At 61.7% G+C, this 25,736-nt stretch carries 23 protein-coding genes and 1 pseudogene; 19 read left to right on the plus strand and 5 right to left on the minus strand.

Translation table 11 applies throughout. The features are described from left to right. Positions 1-50 precede the first annotated feature (50 nt). The gene (locus tag SJY36_RS05265; RefSeq protein WP_386173483.1) at positions 51-1,823 is read right to left on the minus strand and encodes an SLC13 family permease; all 1,773 of its coding nucleotides are present in this window, start codon (positions 1,821-1,823) and stop codon (positions 51-53) included. Between the two features lie 158 nt (positions 1,824-1,981). Between SJY36_RS05265 and SJY36_RS05270 the strand changes: the two genes are divergently transcribed. Continuing rightward, complete coding sequence (locus SJY36_RS05270) at positions 1,982-2,722, plus strand: YebC/PmpR family DNA-binding transcriptional regulator (protein ID WP_005852303.1); 741 nt, start codon at positions 1,982-1,984, stop codon at positions 2,720-2,722. Positions 2,723-2,867: 145 nt separating this feature from the next. On the opposite strand, the gene SJY36_RS05275 is transcribed toward SJY36_RS05270, so the two are convergent. Continuing rightward, positions 2,868-3,107 (minus strand): hypothetical protein, encoded by a 240-nt coding sequence (locus tag SJY36_RS05275; protein WP_009826495.1) that lies wholly within the window; start codon positions 3,105-3,107, stop codon positions 2,868-2,870. 200 nt (positions 3,108-3,307) lie between these two features. Between SJY36_RS05275 and SJY36_RS05280 the strand changes: the two genes are divergently transcribed. From SJY36_RS05280 to SJY36_RS05315, 8 genes are all read left to right on the plus strand, one after another. Beyond that, the gene (locus SJY36_RS05280; RefSeq protein ID WP_037943761.1) at positions 3,308-3,904 is read left to right on the plus strand and encodes a LysE/ArgO family amino acid transporter; all 597 of its coding nucleotides are present in this window, start codon (positions 3,308-3,310) and stop codon (positions 3,902-3,904) included. Between the two features lie 37 nt (positions 3,905-3,941). After that, entirely contained in the window at positions 3,942-4,844 is a 903-nt protein-coding gene (locus SJY36_RS05285) for a DMT family transporter (RefSeq protein ID WP_005852306.1), read from the plus strand. 122 nt (positions 4,845-4,966) lie between these two features. Then, positions 4,967-5,542, plus strand: coding sequence for a choline-responsive transcriptional repressor BetI (betI, locus tag SJY36_RS05290; RefSeq protein WP_074635535.1), 576 nt, complete (start codon positions 4,967-4,969; stop codon positions 5,540-5,542). Further along, positions 5,539-7,047: a choline-sulfatase gene (gene betC / locus SJY36_RS05295; RefSeq protein WP_386173486.1), complete on the plus strand. Its 1,509-nt coding sequence runs from the start codon at positions 5,539-5,541 to the stop codon at positions 7,045-7,047. The genes betI and betC overlap by 4 nt, the downstream gene beginning before the upstream one ends. Positions 7,048-7,110: 63 nt before the next feature. After that, positions 7,111-8,295: a choline transporter gene (locus SJY36_RS05300; RefSeq protein ID WP_005852309.1), complete on the plus strand. Its 1,185-nt coding sequence runs from the start codon at positions 7,111-7,113 to the stop codon at positions 8,293-8,295. Between the two features lie 57 nt (positions 8,296-8,352). Next, positions 8,353-9,804, plus strand: a complete 1,452-nt coding sequence (betB, locus tag SJY36_RS05305; protein ID WP_005852311.1) for a betaine-aldehyde dehydrogenase — start codon at positions 8,353-8,355, stop codon at positions 9,802-9,804. A 261-nt stretch (positions 9,805-10,065) separates the two neighbouring features. Then, positions 10,066-11,724: a choline dehydrogenase gene (betA, locus tag SJY36_RS05310; protein WP_386173489.1), complete on the plus strand. Its 1,659-nt coding sequence runs from the start codon at positions 10,066-10,068 to the stop codon at positions 11,722-11,724. Positions 11,725-11,829: 105 nt separating this feature from the next. Beyond that, positions 11,830-12,516, plus strand: a complete 687-nt coding sequence (locus SJY36_RS05315; protein ID WP_386173491.1) for a thermonuclease family protein — start codon at positions 11,830-11,832, stop codon at positions 12,514-12,516. A 4-nt stretch (positions 12,517-12,520) separates the two neighbouring features. On the opposite strand, the pseudogene SJY36_RS05320 reads toward SJY36_RS05315, so the two are convergent. Both SJY36_RS05320 and SJY36_RS05325 read right to left on the minus strand, forming a co-directional pair. Next, positions 12,521-13,922: pseudogene (locus SJY36_RS05320) on the minus strand (short-chain fatty acyl-CoA regulator family protein). 70 nt (positions 13,923-13,992) lie between these two features. Next, a complete protein-coding gene (locus SJY36_RS05325; protein WP_005852318.1) occupies positions 13,993-15,210 on the minus strand; it encodes a multidrug effflux MFS transporter in 1,218 nt (405 codons plus the stop codon). Positions 15,211-15,388: 178 nt separating this feature from the next. Here SJY36_RS05325 and SJY36_RS05330 point away from each other — a divergent pair, with 178 nt between their 5' ends. The 6 genes from SJY36_RS05330 (at position 15,389) to SJY36_RS05355 (ending at position 20,794) form a co-directional block, all read left to right on the plus strand. Then, positions 15,389-16,921, plus strand: a complete 1,533-nt coding sequence (locus SJY36_RS05330; RefSeq protein ID WP_005852320.1) for an acyl-CoA carboxylase subunit beta — start codon at positions 15,389-15,391, stop codon at positions 16,919-16,921. Between the two features lie 62 nt (positions 16,922-16,983). Further along, positions 16,984-17,436, plus strand: coding sequence for a DUF6497 family protein (locus SJY36_RS05335; RefSeq protein ID WP_235208501.1), 453 nt, complete (start codon positions 16,984-16,986; stop codon positions 17,434-17,436). 214 nt (positions 17,437-17,650) lie between these two features. Next, positions 17,651-17,794, plus strand: coding sequence for a hypothetical protein (locus SJY36_RS05340; RefSeq protein WP_005852323.1), 144 nt, complete (start codon positions 17,651-17,653; stop codon positions 17,792-17,794). Positions 17,795-17,893: 99 nt separating this feature from the next. Next, entirely contained in the window at positions 17,894-18,241 is a 348-nt protein-coding gene (locus SJY36_RS05345; protein ID WP_005852325.1) for a hypothetical protein, read from the plus strand. Between the two features lie 184 nt (positions 18,242-18,425). After that, positions 18,426-18,632 (plus strand): hypothetical protein, encoded by a 207-nt coding sequence (locus SJY36_RS05350; RefSeq protein ID WP_037943771.1) that lies wholly within the window; start codon positions 18,426-18,428, stop codon positions 18,630-18,632. A gap of 116 nt (positions 18,633-18,748) precedes the next feature. Then, complete coding sequence (locus SJY36_RS05355; protein WP_005852328.1) at positions 18,749-20,794, plus strand: acetyl/propionyl/methylcrotonyl-CoA carboxylase subunit alpha; 2,046 nt, start codon at positions 18,749-18,751, stop codon at positions 20,792-20,794. A 94-nt stretch (positions 20,795-20,888) separates the two neighbouring features. On the opposite strand, the gene SJY36_RS05360 is transcribed toward SJY36_RS05355, so the two are convergent. Beyond that, the gene (locus SJY36_RS05360) at positions 20,889-21,350 is read right to left on the minus strand and encodes a DUF4174 domain-containing protein (RefSeq protein WP_037954287.1); all 462 of its coding nucleotides are present in this window, start codon (positions 21,348-21,350) and stop codon (positions 20,889-20,891) included. Positions 21,351-21,518: 168 nt separating this feature from the next. Here SJY36_RS05360 and SJY36_RS05365 point away from each other — a divergent pair, with 168 nt between their 5' ends. From SJY36_RS05365 to SJY36_RS05380, 4 genes are all read left to right on the plus strand, one after another. After that, positions 21,519-22,448 (plus strand): hypothetical protein, encoded by a 930-nt coding sequence (locus tag SJY36_RS05365; RefSeq protein ID WP_386173495.1) that lies wholly within the window; start codon positions 21,519-21,521, stop codon positions 22,446-22,448. After that, positions 22,411-24,540, plus strand: coding sequence for a methylmalonyl-CoA mutase (scpA, locus tag SJY36_RS05370; RefSeq protein WP_037943775.1), 2,130 nt, complete (start codon positions 22,411-22,413; stop codon positions 24,538-24,540). The genes SJY36_RS05365 and scpA overlap by 38 nt, the downstream gene beginning before the upstream one ends. Positions 24,541-24,609: 69 nt before the next feature. Then, positions 24,610-25,224 carry a VOC family protein gene (locus SJY36_RS05375; protein ID WP_386173497.1) on the plus strand — a complete coding sequence of 205 codons (615 nt, stop codon included), beginning with the start codon at positions 24,610-24,612 and terminating at the stop codon, positions 25,222-25,224. Then, positions 25,221-25,706 (plus strand): GNAT family N-acetyltransferase, encoded by a 486-nt coding sequence (locus SJY36_RS05380; RefSeq protein ID WP_386173499.1) that lies wholly within the window; start codon positions 25,221-25,223, stop codon positions 25,704-25,706. Before SJY36_RS05375 ends, SJY36_RS05380 begins: the two co-directional genes overlap by 4 nt. Positions 25,707-25,736 lie beyond the last annotated feature (30 nt).

The following is a 25,736-nucleotide window of genomic DNA, read 5'->3' on the forward strand; positions in this document are numbered from 1 at the left end:
ATCCCGGGGGTCCGGGGGCTGGCCCCCGGCTCCTTCCCTTAGCTCTGCCCCTAAAGCGGCCAGAATACCAGAATAGCCGGAATGGACACCGCGACGACGATGATCTCAAGCGGCAGCCCCATACGCCAGTAATCGCCAAAGCTATAGCCCCCGGGACCAAGGATCAGCGTGTTGTTCTTATGCCCGATGGGCGTCAGGAACGCGCTCGATGCGGCGACGGCGACCGCCATCAGGAACGGGTCGGGAGAGACATCAAGGCTTGCCGCCATCTGGATGCCCACGGGGGCGGCGACGATGGTGGTGGCGGTGTTGTTCAGCACATCCGACAGGGTCATGGTGACCAGCATCAGCACCGTCAGCACCACCCATGCGGGCAGCCGTTGGGTCAATCCGACAAGCGCGCCGGCAATCAGCTCCGTCCCGCCAGAGCTTTCGAGCGCCGCCCCCAACGGGATCATCGACCCCAGCAAGACGACGACCGGCCATTCGATATGGGTATAAAGCTCCGACAGCGGGACGATCCGCGCCAGCACATAGGCGATGACGACCAGCCCCAGGGCGACGGGCAGGTAGATCAACCCAAAGCTCGCCGCCGTGACCGCGCCGCCAAACAGGCCGATGGCCAGCCAGACCTTGTGGTTTTCGGTCACTGCCAACCCGCGGTCAGCAAGGGGCAGCACGCCCAGCCATTCGACCACATGGGACGCGGTATCGCGCGGCACGAGCAGCAGCAGAATATCCCCCACCTGCAGCTCGGTCTTACGCAATTGCGAGGTGATGCGTTTGCCGCGCCGCGATACCCCCAGCAGCACGGAGCGCTGCCGCCACGACAGGCCGACCGCCTGAGCCGACCGGCCGTTCAGTCGGGAATCGCTGGTGACCACGACCTCGATGATCTCGACCCCTTCGCCATCGGCGCGCAGGCGGTCTTCGCGGTCGGCGTCGGCGACATGCAGGTCCAGCGTGCTGCGAAATTCGTCCAGCGCGTCGGGTGTTGCCTCAAGCACCAGCGCGTCGCCTGCGCGCAGGGGCAGGTTGCGTGACTGGCCGTAGCGGCGCTTGCCGTCCCGGATCACCCCCAGCATGGCGACATCGGCCTTCTCGGCCGCGTCCTGAAGCTCTGCCAGACGTTTACCGATCTGGGCATTGCCTTCGGGGATCGTCAGCTCTGCCAGATAGGGGGACAGGTCTTCGGGGCCCAGCACGTTGTTTTCGCGCTGCGGGATAAAACGCCAGCCGATCAGCGCGACAAAGGCCAGCCCCGCCGCCGCTGCAATCCCGCCGACAGGGGCGAAATCGAACATGCGGAACGGTTCGCCAAGGGATTCCTGTCGGATCGAGGCGATGATGATATTGGGCGGCGTCCCGATCAGCGTCGCCATGCCGCCAAGGATCGTGGCAAAGCTCAGCGGCATCAGGCTCAACCCCGGGGATCGTCCGGCTTTGCGGGCGGTCTGGATGTCGACCGGCATCAGCAGCGCGAGGGCCGCGACGTTGTTCATGAAGGCTGACAGCACCCCGCCGATAACCCCCATCAGCGTGATATGCCCGCCAAGGCTACGCGAGGCATCGACCAGCGTGCGGGTGATCAGCAACACCGCGCCAGACCGCGTCAGCCCCGCCGATACGATCAGCACCAGCGCGACCACCAGCGTCGCAGGGTGACCAAAACCCGCAAAGGCATCCTTGCTGTCGACCACCCCCAGCACCACGGCAACCATCAGCGCAGCAAAGGCGACAAGGTCATAGCGGAACCGCCCCCACAAGAGCATGCCGAACACGGCGGCAAACAGGGTGAACAGGATGATTTGATCGGTGGTCATGAGCGTACCTTGCGTGAACTGCGACCAAAGCCCTAGCAGCCGCCCGCGCGCCTGTCTGCCCCAAACCCGGCTATACCGCGCGCGTGCGCGGTGGCTTGTTCAGGCGCGTGGGCTGCCGTATAGAGAGCCAACCGAGAATTTTAGCATGTGAGGTCACCATGGCAGGTCACTCAAAATGGGCAAATATCCAGCACCGTAAGGGCCGTCAGGACAAACTGCGCGCCAAGGTGTTTTCCAAGCTCTCCAAAGAAATCACCATCGCGGCGAAGATGGGCGAACCCGATCCGGACAAGAACCCGCGTCTGCGTCTGGCGGTGAAAGAGGCCAAGGGCCAGTCCATGCCCAAGGACAACATCGAACGCGCGATCAAGAAAGCCGTCGGCGGCGAGGGCGAGGATTACGAAGAAATCCGCTATGAAGGCTACGGCCCCAATGGTGTTGCCGTCATCGTCGAGGCGATGACCGACAACCGCAACCGCACCGCGTCGACCGTGCGGTCCACCTTCACCAAGAACGGTGGCAATCTGGGCGAGACAGGCAGCGTCGGCTTCATGTTCGACCGTAAGGGCGAAATCACCTATCCCGCCAGCGTTGGCGATGCCGACACCGTCATGATGGCCGCTATCGAAGCCGGTGCGGAAGACGTCGAAAGCTCGGATGACGGGCATGTGATCTGGTGCATGGATACCGACCTGAACGATGTCAGCACCGCGCTAGAGGCCGAGTTGGGCGAATCCGACAGCACCAAGCTGGTCTGGCGTCCGACCACCACGACCGAAATGGATCTGGAAGGGATGGAAAAGCTGATGAAGCTGATCGACGCCCTGGAAGACGACGACGACGTGCAGCGGGTCACCGCGAACTTCGAAGCCTCTGACGAGGTGATGGAGCAGCTGTAACATCTACGCCCCGCCGTTGACCCATGTCGCTGCGGGGCTTTGCTTTGGCGGGGGGCGGTTGCGTCACACGCCCGCGAGACACAAAAAAAACCGCCCCTGGCTTAGCTGCGGGGCGGTTTTTTTGTGTCAGCGTTTGGGGCCGAATTTATCCCAAAAGGCGCGCCATGCGAAAAAGACCACCCCAGGCCGGTTTGGTCGTGGTGTCGCGCACGCGCTGCTGCGAGATAGAGGCGAGGACGCGTTTGACCTCGTTCAGGTGCCCCAAGGCCTTTGATCCGCCTGCGCTTGCCTGAACGCTCAGGATCTTGGACTGTGTGTGCAGGGCTGCTTCGATAAGCGCCAATTCATCTTGGCTGATTTCCAGCTTCTGTTTGTCGTCGAACATGACATTATTCCTTGGTTGTATGCGGGTCAGATAGGCGCTGTATCTGTGGTTCGCTAGTAGTAACGGGCCCAATCACGCAAATGTTTCGCGGCCGCAACAATAAAGTTGGGGTTGCAGGGGATGAAAATTTATTTTTGGGTGGGGTCCGGCGGTGCATCTTGCCCGAGACCGGCCCAGATTCCCGACGGAGCTTTTGACATATGACCGCCTTCTTTCCCGGCTTTGCCTTGGGCCTGACCTTGATTCTGGCGATCGGGGCGCAGAACGCCTTTGTCTTGCGCCAAGGCTTGCGGTTGCAGCATGTCTTTTGGGTCTGCCTGACCTGCGCCTTGTCGGATGCGGTGCTGATCGCCGCAGGGGTGGCGGGGTTCGGTGCGCTGGCCACGGCGGTGCCGTGGTTCGAAACGTTGATGCGCTACGGCGGGGCGGCGTTCCTGATCTGGTACGGTTTCCAGAACGCGCGATCGGCTTGGCAGGGCGGCCATGCGCTGGCCGCTGACGGGGCCGCGCAAACCAGCCTGCGCCGCACGATCCTGACCCTGCTCGCGCTGACCTGGCTGAACCCGCATGTCTATCTTGATACCGTCGTGCTGCTGGGGTCCATCGCCGCGCAATATGAAAGCCGCCTTGCCTTCGGGGCAGGTGCGGTCACGGCGAGCTTTGTTTTCTTTTTCAGCCTGGGCTATGGCGCGCGCTTGTTGGGGCCGTTTTTCAGTAAGCCGCGCAGCTGGCAAATTCTGGATGGTGTGATCGCGCTGACCATGTGGGCGATTGCTTTGAAACTTCTGCTGATGTGACCTTGCCCTTGGGGAAGGGTTGGGGAATGTTGCGCCCATGACAACTGCACATCCCCAACGCCCCGTCACCGGTATCTTCTGGATGGTCGTGACCGGCCTGTGTTTCATTTGCGTGACCGCTTTGGTCAAACATATGGGCCCGCGCCTGCCGTCCTCCGAAGCTGCTTTTATCCGTTATGGCTTTGGCTTGGTGTTCCTGCTGCCCGCGATTGGCGCGCTGCGCGAGGCGAAGCTGTCGCGCCGCCAATGGGCGCTGTTTTCGGTACGCGGCGGGCTGCATGGGGTGGGCGTTATCCTGTGGTTCTACGCCATGACCCGTATCTCTATCGCCGAGGTGACGGCGATGAACTATCTTGCGCCGATCTATGTCACCATCGGGGCCGCGCTGTTTCTGGGCGAGAGCTTGGCCCTGCGCCGGATCATTGCGGTCGTGCTGGGGCTGGTCGGGGCCGCGATTATCCTGCGACCGGGGTTTCGAGAGCTGACCGGCGGGCATTTCGCGATGCTGATCGCAGCGGTGGTGTTTGGCGGGGCCTATCTGCTGGCCAAAGTGCTTGCGGATGAGGTGCGCCCGTCGGTCGTCGTCGCGATGATGTCGCTGTTCGTGACGCTGTTTCTGGCCCCCTTCGCGCTTGCCAACTGGATCACCCCCACGTGGGAGGAGATCGGAATCCTCGCCGCTGTCGCGTGTTTTGCAACCGCAGGCCACTACACCATGACGCTTGCCTTTGCCGCGGCACCGCTGACGGTGACCCAGCCGGTGACCTTCCTGCAACTGGTCTGGGCCACGGCGCTAGGTGCTGTCGTTTTTGCTGAACCCATTGATATCTGGGTCGTTCTTGGCGGGGCGGTAATCCTTGGGTCGGTGACGTTTATCACATGGCGCGAGGCGATGCTGAAACGCCAGATCACCCCCGCCACGCCGGCGACGAAATTCTAGCAACGCCGCCGGCTGGAAAATGACTAAACCCTGAGTTGATCCGCTCTCAGGTTTTTATTGACTTGTCAGTCAATGAACGTAGGTTTGATGGCCAGACGCTATCAAACCACTAAGGATTCTTTATGCCCAAAGTCGGAATGGAGCCTATTCGCCGCGACGCCTTGGTCAAAGCGACGATTGCCGAAATCGGTGCTGCCCAGTCACTGGATGTGACGGTCGGCCAGATCGCGCGCCGCGCGGGGATGTCCTCGGCGCTGGCGCATCACTATTTTGGCGGCAAGGATCAGATCTTTCTGGCGGCCATGCGCTATATCCTGACGGAATACAGCGCCGAGGTCCGCCGCGAGCTGCGTCTGAACAAATCTCCGCTGGGACGGGCCGAGGCGATCATCCGCGCGAGCTTTGACGAAAGCTATTTCGATCCGGCAACGGTCAGCGCCTGGATGACGCTCTATGCCTCCTCGCGGACCAATACCGAAACCTACCGTTTGCTGGTGGTGTATCAAAAGCGGCTGCGGTCGAACCTGACCTATGCGCTGCGCCCGATCTCGGATGATCCGGCAGGGGATGCCGATACGCTGGCCGCCCTGATCGACGGGCTTTACCTGCGTGCCGCCTTGTCGGACGAGGGCAGCGCCCGCGCCGCCAGCGACCGCGCCCTGTCGGTGCTTCATATGCTTGTGGGGACCAAAGAATGACCCAGCCCAATATCCTGATCCTGATGGTCGACCAGTTGAACGGCACGCTGTTTCCCGACGGCCCAGCTGACTGGCTGCATGCTCCGAACCTCAAAAAGCTGGCGGCGCGGTCGACGCGGTTCAAGAACGCCTATACCGCCAGCCCGCTGTGCGCGCCGGGGCGGGCGGCGTTCATGTCGGGGCAACTTCCGTCGGCTACGGGCGTCTATGACAACGCGGCAGAGTTCGCGTCGAGCGTGCCCACCTACGCCCACCATCTGCGGCGTGCGGGCTATCAGACCTGCCTGTCGGGCAAGATGCATTTCGTCGGCCCCGATCAGCTGCACGGGTTCGAGGAACGCCTGACCACCGATATCTACCCCGCCGATTTCGGCTGGACGCCGGACTACCGCAAGCCGGGGGAACGCATTGACTGGTGGTATCACAATATGGGGTCGGTGACCGGCGCAGGTGTGGCGGAAACCAGCAACCAGATGGAATATGACGACGCCGTGGCCTATGAGGCGACGCGCAAGATTTACGACCTGTCACGCGGTCTGGATCCGCGCCCGTGGTGCCTGACCGCCAGCTTTACGCACCCCCATGACCCCTATGTCGCACGCAAGAAGTACTGGGATCTGTACAACGATTGCGACCACCTGCTGCCCGAGGTGCCCGATCTGGGGTATGAAAATCAGGACAACCATTCGAAACGTATCTTTGACGCGAACGACTGGCGCAGTTTCGACATCACCGAAGACGATATCAGACGTTCGCGTCAGGCTTACTTTGCCAACATCAGCTATCTTGACGACAAGATCGGTGAGATCCTGCAAACGCTAGAAGACACGCGCCAAGAGGCGATCATCGTCTTCTGCTCGGACCACGGCGATATGCTGGGCGAGCGGGGGCTCTGGTTCAAGATGAGCTTTTTCGAAGGGTCGTCCCGCGTCCCGATGATGATCGCCGCCCCGCAGATGGCACCCGGTTTGCAGACCACGCCGGTCAGCAATATCGACGTGTGCCCGACCGTTTGTGATCTGGCAGGCGTGTCAATGGACGAGGTGATGGAATGGACCACGGGGCAATCGCTGGTGCCCATGGGGCAGGGGGTGGAACGCACCGAACCCGTCGCCATGGAATACGCGGCAGAGGCGTCTTATGCGCCGATGGTCTCACTGCGCTACGGCAAGTGGAAGTTCAACCGCTGCGCCCTTGATCCTGACCAACTGTTCGATCTGGAAGCCGATCCGCACGAGCTGACCAACCTTGCCGAAGAACCTGCCCATCAGGGCACGCGGCTGACCCTGTCGGCCAAGGCCGACGCCCGCTGGGATCTGGCCGCCTTCGATGCCGATGTGCGCAAAAGCCAGGCCCGCCGTTGGGTCGTCTACGAGGCGCTGCGCAAGGGCGGGTACTATCCGTGGGATCACCAGCCGCTGCGCAATGCGTCAGAGCAATACATGCGCAACCACATGGATCTGAACGTGCTGGAAGAGAATAAACGTTTTCCGCGCGGCGAATAGAACGACTGCCCAAGGGGTGCGGGCAACCAAACCAATAATGCACCCCCAACACGGAGGGACACAATGTTAACGACCATCATTTCGTTCGGGGTCATACTGGCTTTGGGCTTAACTATTTTCTGTACGATCAAGTGGTGGAACCTGCCGCTGACCGGCGTGACGCCGGTGCCGCTGTTCACCTTTATCGCGATCCTCTTCACGTCGGGGCTGGATGTGGGGCTGATCATGTTCCCGCTGGCCTTCGACTTTCCGCTTTATGCGGATACGGCGACCGAGCCGGCCTATGGGTTCACCAACCCGCTGGCGCTTGAATTCGGCTTCTGGGGCTTTCTGATCTGGACGTTCTACTTCCTGACGACCTTCTATTTCTGCGCCATCGAGCCGCGGGTGAAGTTCTTTGAGATCCCCGCGATCAAACTGCTGAACAACATCGTGATCATCACCACCTGCGCCTTCACCGGTGCGTTGTTCCTGATCTATATGCCCTATTACATCGCCGAGGTCGGCGACGGAGAGACGATCCTGCCGGTCTTCTACCTGATCTGCTTCCTCGTGATCCTGATTGCGGCTTTCAGCTCCACCGATCTGAAGTTCGTGCGTGTGCTGTCGGTCAGCTCGACCCTGCTGTTTCTGGCGCTGATCGCTTACATGTGGCTGAATGCCGGCATGGGATTGGGCGAATTTGCCTCTAGTGCCAGCAACCTTGGCGGCTATTTCGCGAATATCCACAAGTTCATCATCCCGCTGACGGATTACCACGAATTCTACCTGTTCTGGTGGTTCGCCTGGTCGATCATGATCGGGCAGTTTGTCAGCCGCTTTGTTGGCGGGCTGAAGACATGGCAACTGCTGGCATCCTTGCTGGTATTCCCGTCGATCCCCTTGGGGTTGTGGTTCTCGGTGCTGTATTACTACCACCTGAACGGCATCGGCACCGCGGGCTTCCCGAATTGGGCCATGACCATCGTGGGCATCGTGTTCGTGATCAACTCTTTCGACAGTCTGATCCGGCTTTACACCGATAACCTCAACTTCACGACCGAACGCTTTGGCACGGTGTCTTACGTGCTGGCCAACGCCATCGGCCTGTTCGTGCTGACCCTGCTGTTCCAAAGCCAATGGCTGCAGATCCAGTGGGTCGGGACCATCGTGATCGGCATCTACCTGCTGGCGCTTGGCTATATGTTCTTTGTCAAACGCCGTCACCTGCACGGGCTGGATGGCAACGCCAATATCCCGGCCGAATAACCCTTAAACCTAAGAGGCCCCGCCATACGGGCGGGGCCCAACCGAAAAGAGAGACCTATGCAAACGCAACCCATCGCCAGCCATTTCATCAACGGCGAATATGTCGAAGATACCAACGGCACCCCGATCGAGGTGATCTATCCGGCAACGGGCGAGGTCATCGCGACCGTCTATGCCGCCACGCCGGAAATTGTGGAAAAAGCCATCACCGCCGCGCGGGACGCGCAGGCTGCTTGGGCCGCGATGACCGGCACCGAACGGGGCCGTATCCTGCGCCGCGCCGCCGACATCATGCGCGAACGCAATCACGATCTGTCGATCCTCGAGACCTATGACACCGGCAAACCCTATCAGGAAACCTCGGTTGCGGATGCGACCAGTGGTGCCGATGCGCTGGAATATTTCGGCGGTCTGGCGGCCTCGTTGACGGGGGAGCATATCCAGCTGGGCGAAGACTGGGTCTATACCCGCCGCGAACCGCTGGGGGTCTGTGTTGGCATCGGCGCATGGAACTATCCGACGCAGATCGCCTGCTGGAAAGGCGCACCGGCGCTGGCCTGCGGGAACTCGATCATCTTCAAACCGTCCGAGACGACGCCGCTTTGCGCGCTGAAAGTCGCGGAAATTCTGGTAGAGGCAGGGCTGCCCGCCGGTCTGTATAACGTTGTGCAAGGCATGGGCGAAGTGGGGGCCTCCCTTGTGACCGACCCGCGCGTCGACAAGGTCTCGCTCACCGGTTCTGTGCCCACGGGCCGCAAGGTCTATGCCGCGGCCGCGGAAGGCATCAAGCACGTCACGATGGAACTGGGCGGCAAGTCCCCCATGATCGTGTTCGAGGACGCGGATATCGAAAACGCCATCAGCGGCGCGATCTTGGGCAATTTCTACAGCTCGGGCCAGATCTGTTCGAACGGCACCCGCGTCTTCGTGCACCGCGACATCAAGGAGGCATTCCTGAAACGCTTGGCCGAACGTCTGGACACCGCCGTGATCGGCGACCCGATGGACCCTGACACCAGCTTTGGCCCGATGGTATCGAAACGTCAGATGGAGATCGCGCTTGGCTATGTCGAAAAGGGCAAGGCCGAAGGCGCGCGTCTGGTCTATGGCGGGGCAGCAATCGACCGCGACGGATTTTACATGCAGCCCACCGTCTTTGCCGATGTGACCGACGACATGTCCATCGCCCGCGAAGAGATTTTCGGGCCGGTCATGTCGGTGCTGGATTTCGAGACCGAGGCAGAGGTGATGGCCCGCGCCAATGCGACCGAATTCGGTCTGGCCGCCGGTGTGTTCACCAAAGACCTGTCCCGCGCGCACCGCGTCGCGGCAGGGTTCGAGGCGGGTACCTGCTATATCAACACCTATAACGACGCCCCGGTCGAAGCCCCCTTTGGCGGCATGAAAAATTCGGGGGTGGGGCGCGAGAACTCCAAGGCGGCGATTGATCACTATAGCCAGCTGAAAACCGTCTATGTGCGCATGGGCGATATGGAAGCGCCTTTCTAGGGCGCTGATCCAACGCTGCGCTGACGCGTATGCGATAGATGGGCACGCATCCGGCCCAAGCTTTCCTTCGGCAACAAAGGGGGCTTTGGCAGGGCGTGCGGGAATATGCTGAGAGGTGCTTGAGGGATCGGTCTGATCCTCAAGTCACCTCGTCAATGTTGGGATGCGAGTCTTGCGCGCGTCATGGACAAGCCGCGCCGGGGGCGCGGGGCCTGCGGCCTCCTTGACCCGCGCAAGAACTCACGGAAGGAAGGCGATAGGATGGAAGCTGAATTTATTATCGTAGGGGCGGGCAGCGCGGGCTGCGCGATGGCGTACCGCCTGGCCACGGCAGGGCGCAAGGTGATGGTGATCGAACATGGTGGCAGCGATGCGGGGCCGTTCATCCAGATGCCGGCGGCGTTGTCCTATCCGATGAACATGAAAACCTACGACTGGGGGTTCCAGTCCGAACCCGAACCGCATCTGAACAACCGTCGGCTGGCGACCCCGCGTGGCAAGGTGATCGGCGGATCGTCGTCGATCAACGGGATGGTCTATGTGCGCGGGCACGCGATGGACTATGACCACTGGGAAGAGCAGGGGGCCGACGGCTGGGGCTATGCCGATGTGCTGCCCTATTTCAAACGCATGGAAAGCTGGCATGACGGCGGCCACGGGGGCGACCCCGACTGGCGCGGCACTGACGGCCCGCTGCATGTCAGCCGTGGCCCACGCGAAAACCCCTTGTTCGAAGCCTTTGTCGAGGCGGGCAAGCAAGCGGGCTATGAGGCGACCGACGATTATAACGGCGAGAAACAGGAAGGCTTCGGCCCGATGGAGCAGACGGTCTGGAAGGGCCGCCGCTGGTCCGCCGCCAACGCCTATCTGCGGCCCGCGCAAAAGACCGGCAACGTCGAACTCGTCCGCGCCTTGGCGCAGCGGATCGTGATCGAAGATGGTCGCGCTGTCGGGGTCGAGGTGCTACGCGGTGGCAAGACCGAGGTGCTGCGTGCCACCAGCGAGGTGATCATCGCGGCGTCCTCCATCAACTCGCCCAAGCTGCTGATGTTGTCGGGCATCGGCCCCGCGGCCCATCTGGCAGAGCATGGTATCGAGGTGATCGCGGACCGCCCCGGTGTGGGCCAGAACCTGCAAGACCACCTTGAACTGTATATCCAGATGGCCGCCAGCCAGCCGATTACGCTGTACAAGCACTGGAACATCTTTTCCAAGGCCGTGATCGGCGCGCAGTGGCTGTTCACGAAAACCGGCATGGGCGCGTCGAACCAGTTTGAAAGCGCGGCTTTCATCCGGTCGAAGGCAGGGACTAAATATCCCGATATTCAGTATCACTTCCTGCCGATCGCCGTGCGCTATGACGGTCAGGCCGCCGCCGAGGGGCACGGGTTTCAGGCGCATGTGGGGCCGATGCGGTCGACCTCGCGCGGGTCTGTCACGCTGGCCTCGGGCAATCCGGCCGACGCGCCGAAGATCTTTTTCAACTACATGTCGCAAGACAAGGATTGGGAGGAATTCCGCACCTGCATTCGCCTCACCCGGGAGATCTTTGCGCAGGACGCCTTCAAACCCTTCGTCAAACACGAGATCCAGCCGGGGGCCGATGTGCAAAGCGACGCAGAGCTTGACGCCTTCATCCGCGAACATGCCGAAAGCGCCTATCACCCCTGTGGTACCTGTCGCATGGGCCGCGCCGATGACCCTCAGGCGGTGGTCGATCCGCAGGGCCGTGTGATCGGGGTAGAGGGGCTGCGCGTCGCCGACAGCTCGATCTTTCCGCGGATCACCAATGGCAACCTGAACGCCCCGTCCATCATGGTGGGCGAGAAAATCTCGGACCATGTGCTGGGGCTTGATCCATTGGCCGCGGCGAATGACGTGCCCTGGATCCACCCCGACTGGGAAACCGCGCAGCGCTAAGGGGCTGCCCCTCCCTTGGTCGAGAGGCCACAAGTGTCAACGAAAGTTAACCTTGGTTAATATCTCTGGTTGATTGAGGCGTGAAAACGCCCCAATCAACGGGATATGAAAGTCCTCCTTCATTCATGTTTCGCCGCGGCGCTGGTCGCCGTTTTCACGCAACCCGCTGCGGCGGTCGAACCGCGCCTGACGGGCGAGATCCGGGTGATCGACGGCGATACGATCGCATTGGGTGAGACGCGGATCCGGCTTTTCGGCATCGATGCGGTCGAAGGCGACCAGCCTTGCCGTGCCACGGATGGGCGCGTGTTGAACTGCGGCGCTTGGGTGACGGCGCAGGTGCGTGCCACCTATGACGGCCAGCGGGCCGACTGCCAGCGAGTGGATACCGACCGCTATGGCCGGATTGTCGCGCGTTGTGCCGCCTTAGGGCAGGATATGGGGGAAGCTTTGGTCGCGGCGGGGCTTGCCTTTTCCTACGCGCGTTACAGCCGCGCCTATGTCGCAACCGAAGCGGCGGCCAAGCGGGCGGGACGCGGGGTACATGCCTATGAAACGCAGCGCCCCGATGCCTATCGCAAAGCCTCTAAAGCAGCGCCAAAGCCCGTCGCCTCGACAGGGCCGGGCGGCTGTGTGATCAAGGGGAATGTCAGCAGCAAGGGCACGCGGATCTTTCACGTGCCCGGACAGCACGACTATGACCGCACCGTGATCCGCACCGACAAGGGCGAACGCTGGTTCTGCACCGCGGCGCAGGCGCGTGCCGCGGGATGGCGGGCGGCCAAGCGGTAAGCGGTCAATCCACCTGATAGGGCAGCACGTCGCGCAGGTTCGGGTCCACCACCAGCTGGCGTTCCAGCGGCGGCACAGACCGCTGGTGGCAATGTTTACGTTCGCAAATACGGCAAGATATGCCGATGGGTTCAAATGCAAAGGCGCGGGTGGTGTCCATCCCGTCTGCATAGACCAGCGCGGGCGCATGGCGCACCTCGCACCCCAGTGAAATCGCATAGCGCCGCACCGGCGCGCCAAACCGCCCCGCCGGCTTCGAGATGTCCCGCGCCAGCGAGATATAGCGTACCCCGTCCGGCGTTTCGGCCAGCTGACGCAGGAAGCGGCCCGGCGTTTCAAAGGCGCTGTGCACGTTCCACAGGGGGCAGGCCCCGCCAAACCGCGCGAATTGCAGACGGGTGGCCGAATGGCGTTTTGTGATTGTGCCCGCCTGATCCACACGGACAAAGAAGAACGGAATCCCCTTTGACCCGGGGCGTTGCAGCGTCGACAGCCGATGCGCGACCTGTTCGATCGACGCCCCGAAATCAGAAGGCCAGCACCTCGAGGTCGTGGCGGCAGCTTTGGGCGCGCTCCAGAAACCGGGCGTAGGGCATCAGCGCGGCCCCGGCAAAGTAGTTCGCCAGCCCCATCTTCGCGATGTCACGGGCCGCAGGGCTGTTGAAACGCGCGAAATCCAAGGTTGCCTCAAGCAGGTCGTTCTGGCGCACAAGGGCGACCTGCAGCAGCATCTGGAACGTCTGTGTGGCCTGCGAGGCGCGGGCCGAGACATGCAACACGCCGCTGGCCGGATCATAGCGGCGCAGGGCATCTGTCTCGTCGAAGGCGACGGTGATGCCTGCGCTGGACAGCGCCTCTAGCGTGGTGTCGCGCAGGCTTTGGCCGGTGCCGGTGTCGCGGGCGAAATACTCGGCGGCGCGGTCCACGGCATCCAGATAGTTGTCGCAATAATGGAAGAAGTCGCGCACCTCTTCCCACGGGCTGGGGGAGGGGCGGGCATCTTCGCGGCCCAAGGCTTCGTCCAGATAGGCCAGCCGTTCCTGGGTCTGGCGGTGGCTTTGGTGCAGCTTGATGAACGCCCGCGCCAATCCCGGCGCGTTGGAGGCCGCAAGCTGCACATCGGCCAGTGGCAGCACATCGCCCTCGAACACCGGATCAGACAGGACTTCGCGCATGTCGCTGACCAACCGTTCGCTGTCCCCGCTGGACAGTTCGGTGACGTCCATCCCGAATTCAGACGCCAGTGCCAAGACGACCGTGGTGCTGACGGGTCGGTTATTGTTCTCCATCTGGTTAAGGTACGGGAGGGATACGCCAAGCCGCGCGGCGAATTCTTTTTGGGTATGAGCCAGATTGGTGCGCAGCTCGCGCAGTTTTGCGCCAGCGTATAGCTTTTGGATCGCCATCGGGGTGGGCCTTTGCAAAGTTACCGGTTCTGCAAACCGTATCTTTGCAAACTAACGGCGGCAAGGCCCGTCAGGCAATGCCAAGCGCCCGTTCACGGCGGATCACGACCAAGATCGACGCGACGCCCGCCACGGCGGTAGCCAGCATGATCCAGAGCAGCGGGTAGGCTCCGGTCTCCTCGCTCAGCAGGGCGCCGGCCAAAATGCTCAGCCCCGCACCACCGCCAATCATGATCGCGCCGCCAAGCCCGGATGCCGTGCCCGCCAGATGCGGGCGCACCGACAACAGGCCCGCGGTGGCGTTGGGGATGCACAGCCCGTTGCCAAGGCCCACCAGCGTCATCATCCCGAAGAACGACAGCGGCGATCCATAGCCCAGCAGGAAGATCATCATCGACACCGACCCGCCAATCGCATTGGCCAGACAGCCCCAAAGCACCAGCGTGTTGACGCCGACCACGGTCGCTTTGCGGGCCGTGATAAAGTTGCCAAGGAAATAGCCCACGGCGGGCGCGCCGAAATAGATGCCAAGCTCGGCCGGTTCCATGCCGAAAACGACGCTGCCCACAAAGGGCGCGCCGCCAAGGTAGGCGAAGAACGCCCCCGAGCAGCAGGCCGCCGCCATCGAGTACCCCCAGAACCGCGGAGAGCCGAGCAGCTCGGGGTATTCGGCGAATTGCTGGGTCAGCGTGCGCCCTGACGCGACGTGGGTCTCGCCAAGGTCGAACCATGTGATCGCCAGTACCAGCGCCCCGATCCAAAACATCGCCCAGAAGGTCGCCTGCCAGCCGAAAGATTGTTCCAGCAACCCGCCCACAGCGGGGGAGATCATGGGCACCAGTGCCATGCCCATCGTGACATAGCCGATCATCGAGGCGGCTTTATCTTGGGCGAACATATCGCGCACCACTGCACGGCTCAGCACCATCGACACGGCGACGATGGCCTGCACGCAGCGGAACGCAAGGAACACAGCCGTCGTGGGGGCGTAGATACAGCCCACCGTCGCGACCATATATATCGCCAACCCCCATAGCAGCACATTGCGGCGGCCCAGATTGTCCGAAATCGGGCCGATCAGCACCTGCAGTACCGCGCTACACAGCAGATAAAGCGGCACGGAAAGCTGCATCACAGCGTAATCGGCGTCGAAATATTCAGCCATTGCGGGAAGGCTTGGCAAGAACATATTCATCGCCAGCGCCCCGATCCCCGACAGAAGGATCAGCGTGGAAATATGCGGGGGGGATGTTTTATCCAGAAAACGGACGGGGTTATCCTTGATCATTGCATATCAGTATGCCTGCGGTTGCATCTTGTCTATCCAGAACCATACGGTAACCGAACGATTTGCAAGTTTTCAATTAGCAAATGGGTGGGTGTATAGTTTTTGCAAATTTGCAAAAATGCACTTTGGTTCGCGCGGGGGCGGCGTTACGGTGGCGGAAATCTTATAGAGGTGCGTGATGAAAGATATTCTGGAACAGCTTGAAACCCGCCGCGACGACGCCCGACTGGGCGGAGGGCAAAAGCGCATTGATGCGCAGCACGCCCGTGGCAAGCTGACCGCCCGCGAGCGGATCGACCTGTTGCTTGATGATGGGTCGTTTGAAGAATTCGATATGTTCGTCACCCACCGCTGCACCGACTTCGGGATGGAGCAGCAAAAACCCGCAGGTGACGGCGTTGTCACCGGTTGGGGCACGATCAATGGCCGTCTGGTCTATGTTTTCAGTCAGGATTTCACGGTCTTTGGCGGGTCGCTGTCCCAGACCCACGCGCAGAAGATTTGCAAGATTCAGGATATGGCGATCCAGAACGGTGCGCCTGTCATCGGGATCAACGATTCCGGCGGCGCGCGTATTCAGGAAGGCGTCGACAGCCTCGCGGGCTATGCCGAGGTGTTCCAACGCAATATCGAAGCCTCCGGTGTGATCCCGCAGATCAGCGTGATCATGGGGCCATGTGCGGGCGGGGCGGTCTATTCCCCTGCGATGACCGACTTTATCTTCATGGTGAAAGACACGTCCTATATGTTCGTGACAGGCCCTGACGTGGTGAAAACCGTGACCAACGAACAGGTCACCGCAGAGGAATTGGGCGGCGCGACGACGCACACGCGCAAATCCTCCGTCGCGGATGGCGCGTTTGAAAATGACGTCGAAGCACTAGCCGAGGTGCGTCGTCTGGTCGATTTCCTGCCTGCCAACAACCGCGACCTGCCGCCCGTGCGCCCCTTCTTTGACGAACCCGACCGGATCGAGGCGTCGCTTGATACATTGGTGCCCAGCAACGCCAACACGCCCTATGACATGAAAGAGCTGATCCACAAGCTCGCGGATGAAGGCGACTTTTACGAAATTCAGGAAGACTTCGCCAAGAACATCCTGACCGGCTTTATCCGTATCGAAGGGCGCACCGTGGGTGTGGTCGCGAACCAGCCGATGGTGCTGGCGGGCTGCCTTGATATCGACAGCTCGCGCAAGGCGGCGCGGTTTGTGCGCTTCTGCGATGCGTTCGAAATTCCGATCCTGACGCTGGTGGACGTGCCCGGCTTTCTCCCCGGTACGGGGCAGGAATATGGCGGCGTGATCAAACACGGTGCCAAGCTGCTGTTCGCCTATGGCGAAGCGACGGTGCCGATGGTGACGGTCATCACCCGCAAAGCCTATGGCGGCGCGTATGACGTGATGGCGTCCAAGCACCTGCGGTCCGACTTCAACTACGCGTGGCCCACAGCCGAGATTGCCGTGATGGGGGCCAAGGGCGCGACAGAGATCATCCACCGTGCCGATCTGAACGACCCCGAAAAGATCGCACGCCATACCGCCGATTACGAAGAGCGTTTCGCGAACCCCTTTGTCGCGGCAGAGCGTGGCTTTATCGACGAGGTGATCCAGCCGCGGACCACGCGCAAGCGCATTGCCCGCGCCTTTGCCTCTTTGCGCAACAAGAAAGCCGCGATGCCTTGGAAAAAGCATAACAACATCCCGCTCTAACGTCGTTTAATCCATATCCCTCGCGGGGCCTTTGCGGGCACCGCGAGGGGCAGGAGACCGCTTTGGTTACCGATCACCCCTCTCTTTCCGCGTCATTGCCCTTCGGGCTGCATCCAGCGGGTGCGGCACTGAAGTGGCTTGCGGTTTGCGCAGCTTTCGCCACGGCCTCTGCCGCGGCGCAGCCGGTCGAGGTGCCGTCGGGCGAAAGCATCGAATTGCAAGAGGTGCTGATAGACGAGGTGGGGGTGCAGACATGGCTGCGCTTCCGTTTTGTGGCCCCTTATATCGCGCGCGATACGGGCGCTGTGGACTTTGCGCAGGTTGGGGCCGATATGACCTATCTGTGCGACGCGCTGGCCATTCCCTACATGGCGCAACATGCGCTGGACGGAGAGGTCATCGTGATCTCTTTGGCTGATCGCGTCACGGAATTCGGGGTGTCCGACCCCGAGGCCACACAGTTTTTCGAGGCATTTCGCCTGAGCAACGACACCTGTATCTGGGAGGGCCTTTGATGCACCCACAACATCTTGCGAGCGCTGCGGCACCAGCGCGCCGAACTGCGGCTTTGGCGTCACATCTGGCCGCATTGGAAAGCACACCGTATGCAACGCCAATGAACTGCGATAATGTCGCGGCGGGGAATACCGACGTATTTCTTACTTTAACATCGGGGTCTGATTGGCATGAGGCAGTGCCGGGCCCTTTAAACAGTGACAGGAGACTTAGATGTCCAAGAGCATCACAATGCTGGCCGCATTCGGCCTTATCGCAGCCGTTGCGGCATGCGCACCCAAGCAGCAAGAAGAATATGTCGTGGTCGCACCCGAGCCCATCTCGGTTGAGCCCGTGTACACAGGCAAGTACAAGTAATGCTTGTCGGGGACAGGCCTTTGCGCCTGTCTCCAACCCCTCTGCGGCATGTAACGCAGGGGTAGCACCGCGCATCGCCCTCGCAGTCTGGGGGGTATCATGCTGAAACATCGCGGTTTTCCGGGGCGTATGCCCGGATCAGACTATCAATTCGTTATCCGTCGCGCCAACCCGCGTGGGGTCACCCCGCTGACCCGTCGCGAACGCCGTTCCGACCGCAAGGCGGCGGACCGTCGCGTTGACACGGCCTTTATGCGCGCGCTGTGGGAAGCCTTTGGCGACCAGCCGTTCGAAAGGGGCAATCTGGACGCGGGGCGTTTGTCTTGGCTCTTTGGCCGCGAGGTCGTCGCGGTAGACGACCCCTTTGATCCAGCCGACTATGACGCGATGCTGGTCATCAACGAAGCCCTTGCCCGGGCGTCTTTCCCCGACGCGTTCGAGGATTGATCATGCGCGTCGCCCCCTTCCTTTCGGCTGGTTTTTGCCACATGCGCGGCATGTTGGGCGGTAATTTGCCCGTCGGGGCAGGGGCGCGCGCCGTTATTCAAACCGCGGTGGAACCTTCTGCGAAACCATGCGTTTATCAGTATCACATCACGAATAACGCACGATCAATAAAAGGTTTAATCCCATGTCCATCAAAACAATTCTTCTCGCCGTTACTGCCTCCGCTGGCCTCGCTGCATGCGGTGACACACTGGGCGAACAAGCGCTCGGCGGTGGTGTCGTGGGTGCCGGTGCTGCAGCCGTCACAGGCGGTAGCCTCGCGCAAGGCGCAGCCATCGGTGCCGGCGCAAACGTACTGGCGTGCCAATCCGGCGCAGTACGCTGCCAATAATCTGACATCTGCCGCGGCCTCCGGTCGCGGTAGCTGCAGTGCCAAAGATTTTGCCCCGCTCAGCCGCGTGCTGATGCGGGGTTTTTCCGTTCACTCAAGACCAAAAGGGACAGTCGATGTTCAATAAGATCCTGATCGCCAACCGCGGCGAGATTGCCTGCCGCGTTATCAAGACCGCCAAGAAGATGGGCATCGAAACCGTCGCCGTCTATTCCGACGCTGATGCGCAGGCGTTGCACGTCCAGATGGCCGATGAGGCGATCCACATCGGCCCGCCTGCCGCGAACCAGTCGTATATCGTGATCGACAAGATCATGGACGCGATCAAGCAGTCGGGCGCGCAGGCCGTACACCCGGGCTATGGCTTCCTGTCCGAGAACGCGAAATTCGCCGAGGCGCTCGAGGCCGCTGGCGTCGCCTTTGTCGGCCCCCCTAAGGGCGCGATCGAGAAGATGGGCGACAAGATCACCTCCAAGAAAATCGCGCAGGAGGCCGGTGTTTCCACGGTCCCCGGCTATATGGGGCTGATCGAAGACGCGGATGAGGCGGTGAAGATCTCGAACGAAATCGGCTATCCGGTGATGCTGAAGGCCTCTGCCGGTGGGGGCGGCAAGGGGATGCGTATCGCGTGGAACGACGAAGAGGCTCGCGAGGGGTTCCAGTCGTCCAAGAACGAGGCCGCCAATAGCTTTGGCGATGATCGTATCTTTATCGAGAAATTCGTCACCCAGCCGCGTCACATCGAAATTCAGGTGCTTTGCGACGCCCACGGCAATGGCATCTATCTGGGCGAACGCGAATGTTCGATCCAGCGCCGCAACCAGAAGGTCGTGGAAGAGGCCCCGTCGCCTTTCCTTGACGAAGCCACCCGCAAAGCCATGGGCGAGCAATCCGTCGCCTTGGCGCAGGCCGTTGGCTATACCTCTGCCGGTACGGTCGAATTTATCGTGGACGGTGACAAGAACTTCTACTTCCTTGAAATGAACACCCGTCTTCAGGTGGAACACCCCGTGACCGAGCTGATCACCGGTGTCGATCTGGTCGAACAGATGATCCGCGTCGCCAATGGCGAAAAGCTGACCATCACCCAGGACGACGTGAAACTGACCGGTTGGGCGATCGAAAACCGGCTCTATGCCGAAGATCCGTACCGCGGCTTCCTGCCCTCCATCGGCCGTCTGACGCGCTACCGTCCTCCGATGGAGATTGCGGCCGGCCCCTTGCTGACCAACGACAAATGGCAGGGCGATGCGCCAGCGGGTGACACGGCTGTGCGCAACGATACCGGTGTCTACGAGGGCGGCGAGATCTCGATGTATTACGACCCGATGATCGCCAAGCTGTGTACATGGGCACCGACCCGCGCCGAGGCGATTGAACGCATGCGCGTGGCGCTGGATAGCTTCGAGGTCGAAGGCATCGGGCACAACCTGCCGTTCCTCTCTGCCGTGATGGATCATCCGATCTTTGTCGAAGGCAACATGACCACCGCCTTTATCGCCGAACAATACCCCGACGGCTTCGACGGGGTAGAACTGCCCGACGCAGAACTGCGCCGGATCGCGGCGGCCACCGCAGCCATGCACCGCGTCGGAGAGATCCGCCGGACTCGCGTGTCGGGCCGCATGGACAACCACGAACGCAAGGTCGGCACCGCTTGGAACGTCGCGCTGCAAGGCCAGTCGTTCGATGTGGAAATTCAGGCCGACCCAAAGGGCGCGACGGTGACCTTCGACGACGGCACAGCGCTGCGCGTTGCGGGCGACTGGACACCGGGCGACCAATTGGCCGAGATGACCATCGACGACGCACCGCTGGTGTTCAAGGTCGGCAAAATCTCTGGCGGGTTCCGCGTGCGGGCCCGTGGCGCGGATATGAAAGTGCATGTGCGCAACCCGCGTCAGGCCGAACTGGCCCGTCTGATGCCCGAGAAACTGCCGCCCGACACATCGAAAATGCTGCTGTGCCCGATGCCGGGTCTGGTGGTGAAAATCGATGTAGAGGTTGGCGACGAGGTGCAGGAAGGCCAGAACCTCTGCACCATCGAGGCGATGAAGATGGAAAACATCCTGCGCGCCGAGAAGAAGGGCAAAGTGTCCAAGGTCAATGCCGCAGCGGGTGACAGCCTCGCTGTGGATGATGTCATCATCGAGTTCGAATAAGCGCCATGCCAGCCGTTGCCATCATGGGATACAACACGGCGCTGCGGGGGATCCCTTCGCAGCACCGGCCCATATTGCAGCGGCTGCTGGCTGTTCAGTCGAAGATTTTACCTGACTTTTCCTTGGCTTCGCGAATTTCGCGTTGCCGGATGGTCATTTTGTCGATGCTGCGGGTGATCTCGCGCACATCCCAGGGGCGGGGCTTGCGCAGCTTGATCCCGCCGTCTTTGCCCACCAGCACTAACATGAACCCGCGCGGCCGCATCCGCAGCCGCAACGGGCTGCGCGCGCCCGGATCGGTATCGGTCAGGACGATCACGTCACGTTCGATCAGGTCTTCGGGCTGCTCGCGCAAAAGCTCCATCTGGGATTGGAAGGCGGGGTCATCCTCGCTGTCCGCAAAGACCAGAACCGGTCTTTTTTTCCAGTGGAATTCACTCAAATCTTCCATATCTGCGGGCAGGAACAAGCCGGGAACCTCGGGTTCCGTGGCCGTTTGCGCCCCCGCCGAGACCGCAAACAATCCTGCAAAAACAAGGGCTATCACTGGTTTCATTTTGTCTCCTGTCCGTACAGATATAAGCTTGCGCGACGCAATTGCGATGCACAACCGGACATCTGCGCATATTAAGCACTCTGCAACAGGTTTGCGGGCATGACTGTGGCTCAAACTCTTAGTGGGCCACAGTGGCTGGCCCCCGTTCAAGGATTGGGCAAGCAGATCATGGATATTCTTCTTCACGTCGGTGCGCACCGTACAGGAACCACCAGTTTTCAACGCTATCTGGCGGATCACGCCGACCCCATTGCGGCGCAGGGGACCTGCGTCTGGGGGCCGCGCCAGACCCGTGGCGGGCTGTTTGCGGGGCTGTTTCCGGCGTCGGGAATGCTGGCCTCGGGGCCGAATTTGGTAAACGGGCGCGTGTCGCTGCTGATGGGCAAGGCGCGGGACCTCGGGGCGGATCAACTGCTGATCTCGGACGAGAATATGATCGGTTCGGCGCGCCATTCGGTGCGCAGCGGGCGGCTGTTTCCGGCCATCGGCGAACGTATGGCGCGGTTCGGGGCCAGCTTTGGCGGGCGCGTGACGCAGGTGGTGCTGACCATCCGGCAGACGGACCATTGGTGGGCCTCTGCGCTGGCCTATACCGTGGGGCGCGGGCATCCCGTACCGGACGCCGACCAGATTGACCGCATCGCCCATGACCGGCGCGGCTGGCGCGATGTCATCACCGATCTTGCCTGCGCCTTGCCCGAGGCGAAGATCAGCATCGCCCGCTATGACGACTACGCGGGCCGCCCCGATGCGCTGTTTACGCAGCTCACCGGTCGCGCTGCCCCCGCCACCACCCAAGGCTATTGGCTGAACCGCCGCCCGGACGAGGCCAGCCTGCGTGCGCAGATGGGCCCCGACGCGGCAGGGCTGCGCAGTGACGGGCTGGGCAACTGGCACCCCTTTAGCGACGCGCAGGCCGCGGCCTTGCGTGAAACCTATGCGGACGATCTGTTCTGGCTGATAGCCGGTGCGGATGGTCTTGCCACCCTGACAGAGACATCAACCGCCCCAAGAGCCGGCACAAGCTGGCCAGACGGCGATAGAAGAAAAGGACACCACCATGACAGCGGACAAAGAAAACTGGCGCAATCTGGCTGAGGCGGAACTGCGCGGGCGTAGCCTCGATGACCTGACGTGGCACACGCTGGAAGGCATTGATGTAAAACCGCTTTACACCGCGGAAGACACCGAAGGGCTGGACCATCTGGGCGGCATCCCGGGCGAGGCACCCTTTACCCGTGGGGTGAAGGCGACCATGTATGCCGGCCGCCCGTGGACGATCCGCCAATACGCGGGGTTCTCTACGGCAGAGGAATCGAACGCCTTTTACCGCCGCGCCCTTGCGGCGGGGCAGCAGGGGGTATCGGTGGCCTTCGATCTGGCCACCCACCGCGGCTATGACAGCGACCACCCCCGGGTAGAGGGCGACGTGGGCAAGGCGGGCGTGGCCATCGACAGCGTCGAGGATATGAAGATCCTGTTCGACGGCATCCCGCTCGACAAAGTATCGGTCTCCATGACGATGAACGGCGCGGTGATCCCGATCCTGGCGAATTTCATCGTCGCGGGCGAAGAGCAGGGGCATGATAAATCCGTGCTCTCGGGCACCATTCAGAACGACATTCTGAAAGAATTCATGGTCCGCAACACCTATATCTATCCGCCCGAGCCCTCGATGCGGATCATCGGGGATATCATCGAATATACCTCGGACCACATGCCGAAGTTCAACTCCATCTCGATCTCGGGCTACCACATGCAAGAGGCGGGCGCGAACCTTGTGCAGGAACTGGCCTTTACCCTTGCCGATGGCCGCGAATATGTACGCACGGCGATTGCGGCGGGCATGGATGTGGACCGGTTTGCACCCCGGCTGAGCTTCTTTTTCTGCATCGGCATGAACTTCTTTATGGAGGCCGCGAAACTGCGCGCGGCGCGTCTGCTGTGGTCGCGGATCATGGATGAATTCAAACCGAAGAACCCCAAATCCTCGATGCTGCGGACCCACTGCCAGACCTCCGGCGTGAGCCTTCAGGAACAAGACCCCTATAACAACGTGATCCGCACCGCCTACGAGGCGATGAGCGCGGTTCTGGGCGGCACGCAGTCGCTGCACACCAACGCGCTGGACGAGGCGATTGCCCTGCCCACCGATTTCTCCTCGCGCATTGCGCGCAACACGCAGTTGATTTTGCAAGAAGAAACCGGCGTTACCAATGTCGTCGACCCGCTGGCTGGCAGCTACTATGTCGAGAAGCTGACCGCCGATCTGGCAGACGCCGCATGGAAGCTGATCGAAGAGGTGGAAGAACTGGGCGGGATGACCAAGGCCGTCGCCTCCGGCATGCCGAAACTGCGCATCGAAGAGGCCGCCGCCACGCGTCAGGCCAAGATCGACCGCGGCACCGAGGTGATCGTCGGGGTCAACAAATACCGCCGCGAGGTCGAGGACGAGATCGACATTCTGGATGTCGATAACGTCAAGGTGCGCGACAGCCAGATCAAGCGTCTCGAAGCGATCCGTAGCGCGCGTGACGAAGACGCCTGCAAAGCCGCCCTGGCCGAGCTGACCCGCCGCGCCGCAGAGGGCGGAAACCTGTTGGAAGGGGCGGTCGAAGCCGCCCGCGCCCGCGCCACCGTAGGGGAGATCAGCATGGCGATGGAAGAAAAATTCGGACGTCACCGCGCCGAGGTCAAGACATTGGCCGGCGTCTATGGCGCGGCCTATGAGGGCGACAGCGGCTTTGCGGAAATCCAGAAATCGGTCGAGGATTTCGCCGAAGCGGAAGGCCGCCGTCCGCGTATGCTGGTGGTCAAGATGGGTCAGGACGGGCACGACCGCGGGGCCAAGGTCATTGCGACGGCCTTTGCCGATATCGGGTTCGACGTGGATGTGGGGCCGCTGTTCCAGACCCCCGCCGAGGCCGCGCAGGATGCCGTGGACAACGACGTGCATGTCATCGGCATCTCGTCCCAGGCGGCGGGTCACAAAACGCTCGCCCCGCAGCTGATCAAGGCGCTGAAGGATCAGGGGGCCGAGGATATTCTGGTCATCTGCGGCGGCGTCATTCCGCAGCAGGATTACAAGTTCCTCAAAGACGCGGGGGTCAAGGCGATCTTTGGGCCGGGGACCAATATCCCCAATGCCGCGCAGGATATCCTGAAACTGATCCGTGCCGCACGCAGCTAAACGGGCGCGAGGGGGCTGTCTGCCCCCTCACACTCCCCCGAGGATTTGAACCATCTGGAAGCAGGACCAATGATTGAACTGGACCATCTTGCCGTCGCGGGCGAGAGCCTGAAAGCCGCCTCAGACCTGGCCGCGCAGGTGCTTGGGGTGCCGTTGCAACCGGGCGGCGCACATGCGGTGTTTGGCACGCATAACCACCTGCTGGGGCTTGGCGATGCGCTGTATCTGGAGGCGATTGCCGTAGACCCCGACGCGCCTGCGCCTGCCTATGCGCGCTGGTTTGATCTGGACCGGTTCAACGGCCCGGCGCGGCTGTCCAACTGGATTTGCCGCTGCGATGATCTTGAGGCGACGCTGGAAGCCTTGCCCGAAGGCTATGGCGCGCCGGTGGCGTTGCAGCGTGGGGATCTGCGCTGGCGTATGGCGGTGCCGGACACCGGTATGCTGCCCTATGACAATTGCGCCCCTGCCTTGATGCAATGGGAAGGCGAGGCCCATCCGACCCAGCGGCTTGATGCCTCTGGCTGTCGTTTGGTGACATTGACGGTCCAGCACCCGCAGGCAGAGACGTTGGCGGCAACGCTTGCCCCGATCTTCAGCGATGCGCGCGTCGTGTTCGAGGTCGGGACACCGGCGCTGTCTGCCCGGTTTGATACGCCTGCGGGCTGCGCTGTGCTGGCGTGATCATCCGACCTGCAAAGGGCAGTGACGCCGGTGTGGTGGCGGCCCTGTGGAATGTGATGATCACCCAGACGCTGTTCACCTTCACGTCGCAGCCCAAGACCGATGCAGAGGTCGCGGCGCTGATCGCCGGTCGCGCCGGGCAGTTCTGGGTGGCCGACGCGGAGGGTGTCACCGGTTCCATCACCTACGGGGCCTTTCGCAGCGGGGTGGGGTATCGCGATGCGGTGGAGCATTCGATCGTGCTGGATGCCGCAGCGCAGGGCGCGGGTGCCGGGCGTGCTTTGATGCAAACCGCCTGTGATGCGGCCGTCGCACAGGAGCGGCGCGTCATGGTGGCGGCGATCAGCGGGGCCAATCCGGGTGCCGTTGGCTTTCATGCAGCGCTCGGGTTTGACCACGTGGGCAGGATGCCGCGCATCGGGCAGAAGAACGGGCAGCAGCTTGACCTAATTTTGATGCAGAAAATGCTGACGCCCCGCTGACTTCCCCGGCGCTGCCCCGTATGGTGGGCG

It is taken from the genome of Sulfitobacter sp. R86518 (assembly GCF_042466275.1).
GTDB classification, from domain to species: Bacteria; Pseudomonadota; Alphaproteobacteria; order Rhodobacterales; family Rhodobacteraceae; genus Sulfitobacter; species Sulfitobacter pontiacus.

Excerpts from the sequence above, each read along its gene's own strand:
- SJY36_RS05330 (WP_005852320.1), top strand. The coding sequence starts at position 15,389 with ATGAAAGATATTCTGGAACAGCTTGAAACCCGCCGCGACGACGCCCGA.
- SJY36_RS05325 (WP_005852318.1), bottom strand. The coding sequence starts at position 15,210 with ATGATCAAGGATAACCCCGTCCGTTTTCTGGATAAAACATCCCCCCCG.
- betC (WP_386173486.1), top strand. The coding sequence starts at position 5,539 with ATGACCCAGCCCAATATCCTGATCCTGATGGTCGACCAGTTGAACGGC.
- betA (WP_386173489.1), top strand. The coding sequence starts at position 10,066 with ATGGAAGCTGAATTTATTATCGTAGGGGCGGGCAGCGCGGGCTGCGCG.
- SJY36_RS05365 (WP_386173495.1), top strand. The coding sequence starts at position 21,519 with ATGGATATTCTTCTTCACGTCGGTGCGCACCGTACAGGAACCACCAGT.
- scpA (WP_037943775.1), top strand. The coding sequence starts at position 22,411 with ATGACAGCGGACAAAGAAAACTGGCGCAATCTGGCTGAGGCGGAACTG.
- SJY36_RS05360 (WP_037954287.1), bottom strand. The coding sequence starts at position 21,350 with ATGAAACCAGTGATAGCCCTTGTTTTTGCAGGATTGTTTGCGGTCTCG.
- SJY36_RS05315 (WP_386173491.1), top strand. The coding sequence starts at position 11,830 with ATGAAAGTCCTCCTTCATTCATGTTTCGCCGCGGCGCTGGTCGCCGTT.
- betB (WP_005852311.1), top strand. The coding sequence starts at position 8,353 with ATGCAAACGCAACCCATCGCCAGCCATTTCATCAACGGCGAATATGTC.
- SJY36_RS05265 (WP_386173483.1), bottom strand. The coding sequence starts at position 1,823 with ATGACCACCGATCAAATCATCCTGTTCACCCTGTTTGCCGCCGTGTTC.
- SJY36_RS05285 (WP_005852306.1), top strand. The coding sequence starts at position 3,942 with ATGACAACTGCACATCCCCAACGCCCCGTCACCGGTATCTTCTGGATG.
- SJY36_RS05275 (WP_009826495.1), bottom strand. The coding sequence starts at position 3,107 with ATGTTCGACGACAAACAGAAGCTGGAAATCAGCCAAGATGAATTGGCG.
- SJY36_RS05280 (WP_037943761.1), top strand. The coding sequence starts at position 3,308 with ATGACCGCCTTCTTTCCCGGCTTTGCCTTGGGCCTGACCTTGATTCTG.
- SJY36_RS05375 (WP_386173497.1), top strand. The coding sequence starts at position 24,610 with ATGATTGAACTGGACCATCTTGCCGTCGCGGGCGAGAGCCTGAAAGCC.
- betI (WP_074635535.1), top strand. The coding sequence starts at position 4,967 with ATGCCCAAAGTCGGAATGGAGCCTATTCGCCGCGACGCCTTGGTCAAA.
- SJY36_RS05355 (WP_005852328.1), top strand. The coding sequence starts at position 18,749 with ATGTTCAATAAGATCCTGATCGCCAACCGCGGCGAGATTGCCTGCCGC.
- SJY36_RS05340 (WP_005852323.1), top strand. The coding sequence starts at position 17,651 with ATGTCCAAGAGCATCACAATGCTGGCCGCATTCGGCCTTATCGCAGCC.
- SJY36_RS05350 (WP_037943771.1), top strand. The coding sequence starts at position 18,426 with ATGTCCATCAAAACAATTCTTCTCGCCGTTACTGCCTCCGCTGGCCTC.
- SJY36_RS05270 (WP_005852303.1), top strand. The coding sequence starts at position 1,982 with ATGGCAGGTCACTCAAAATGGGCAAATATCCAGCACCGTAAGGGCCGT.
- SJY36_RS05300 (WP_005852309.1), top strand. The coding sequence starts at position 7,111 with ATGTTAACGACCATCATTTCGTTCGGGGTCATACTGGCTTTGGGCTTA.
- SJY36_RS05345 (WP_005852325.1), top strand. The coding sequence starts at position 17,894 with ATGCTGAAACATCGCGGTTTTCCGGGGCGTATGCCCGGATCAGACTAT.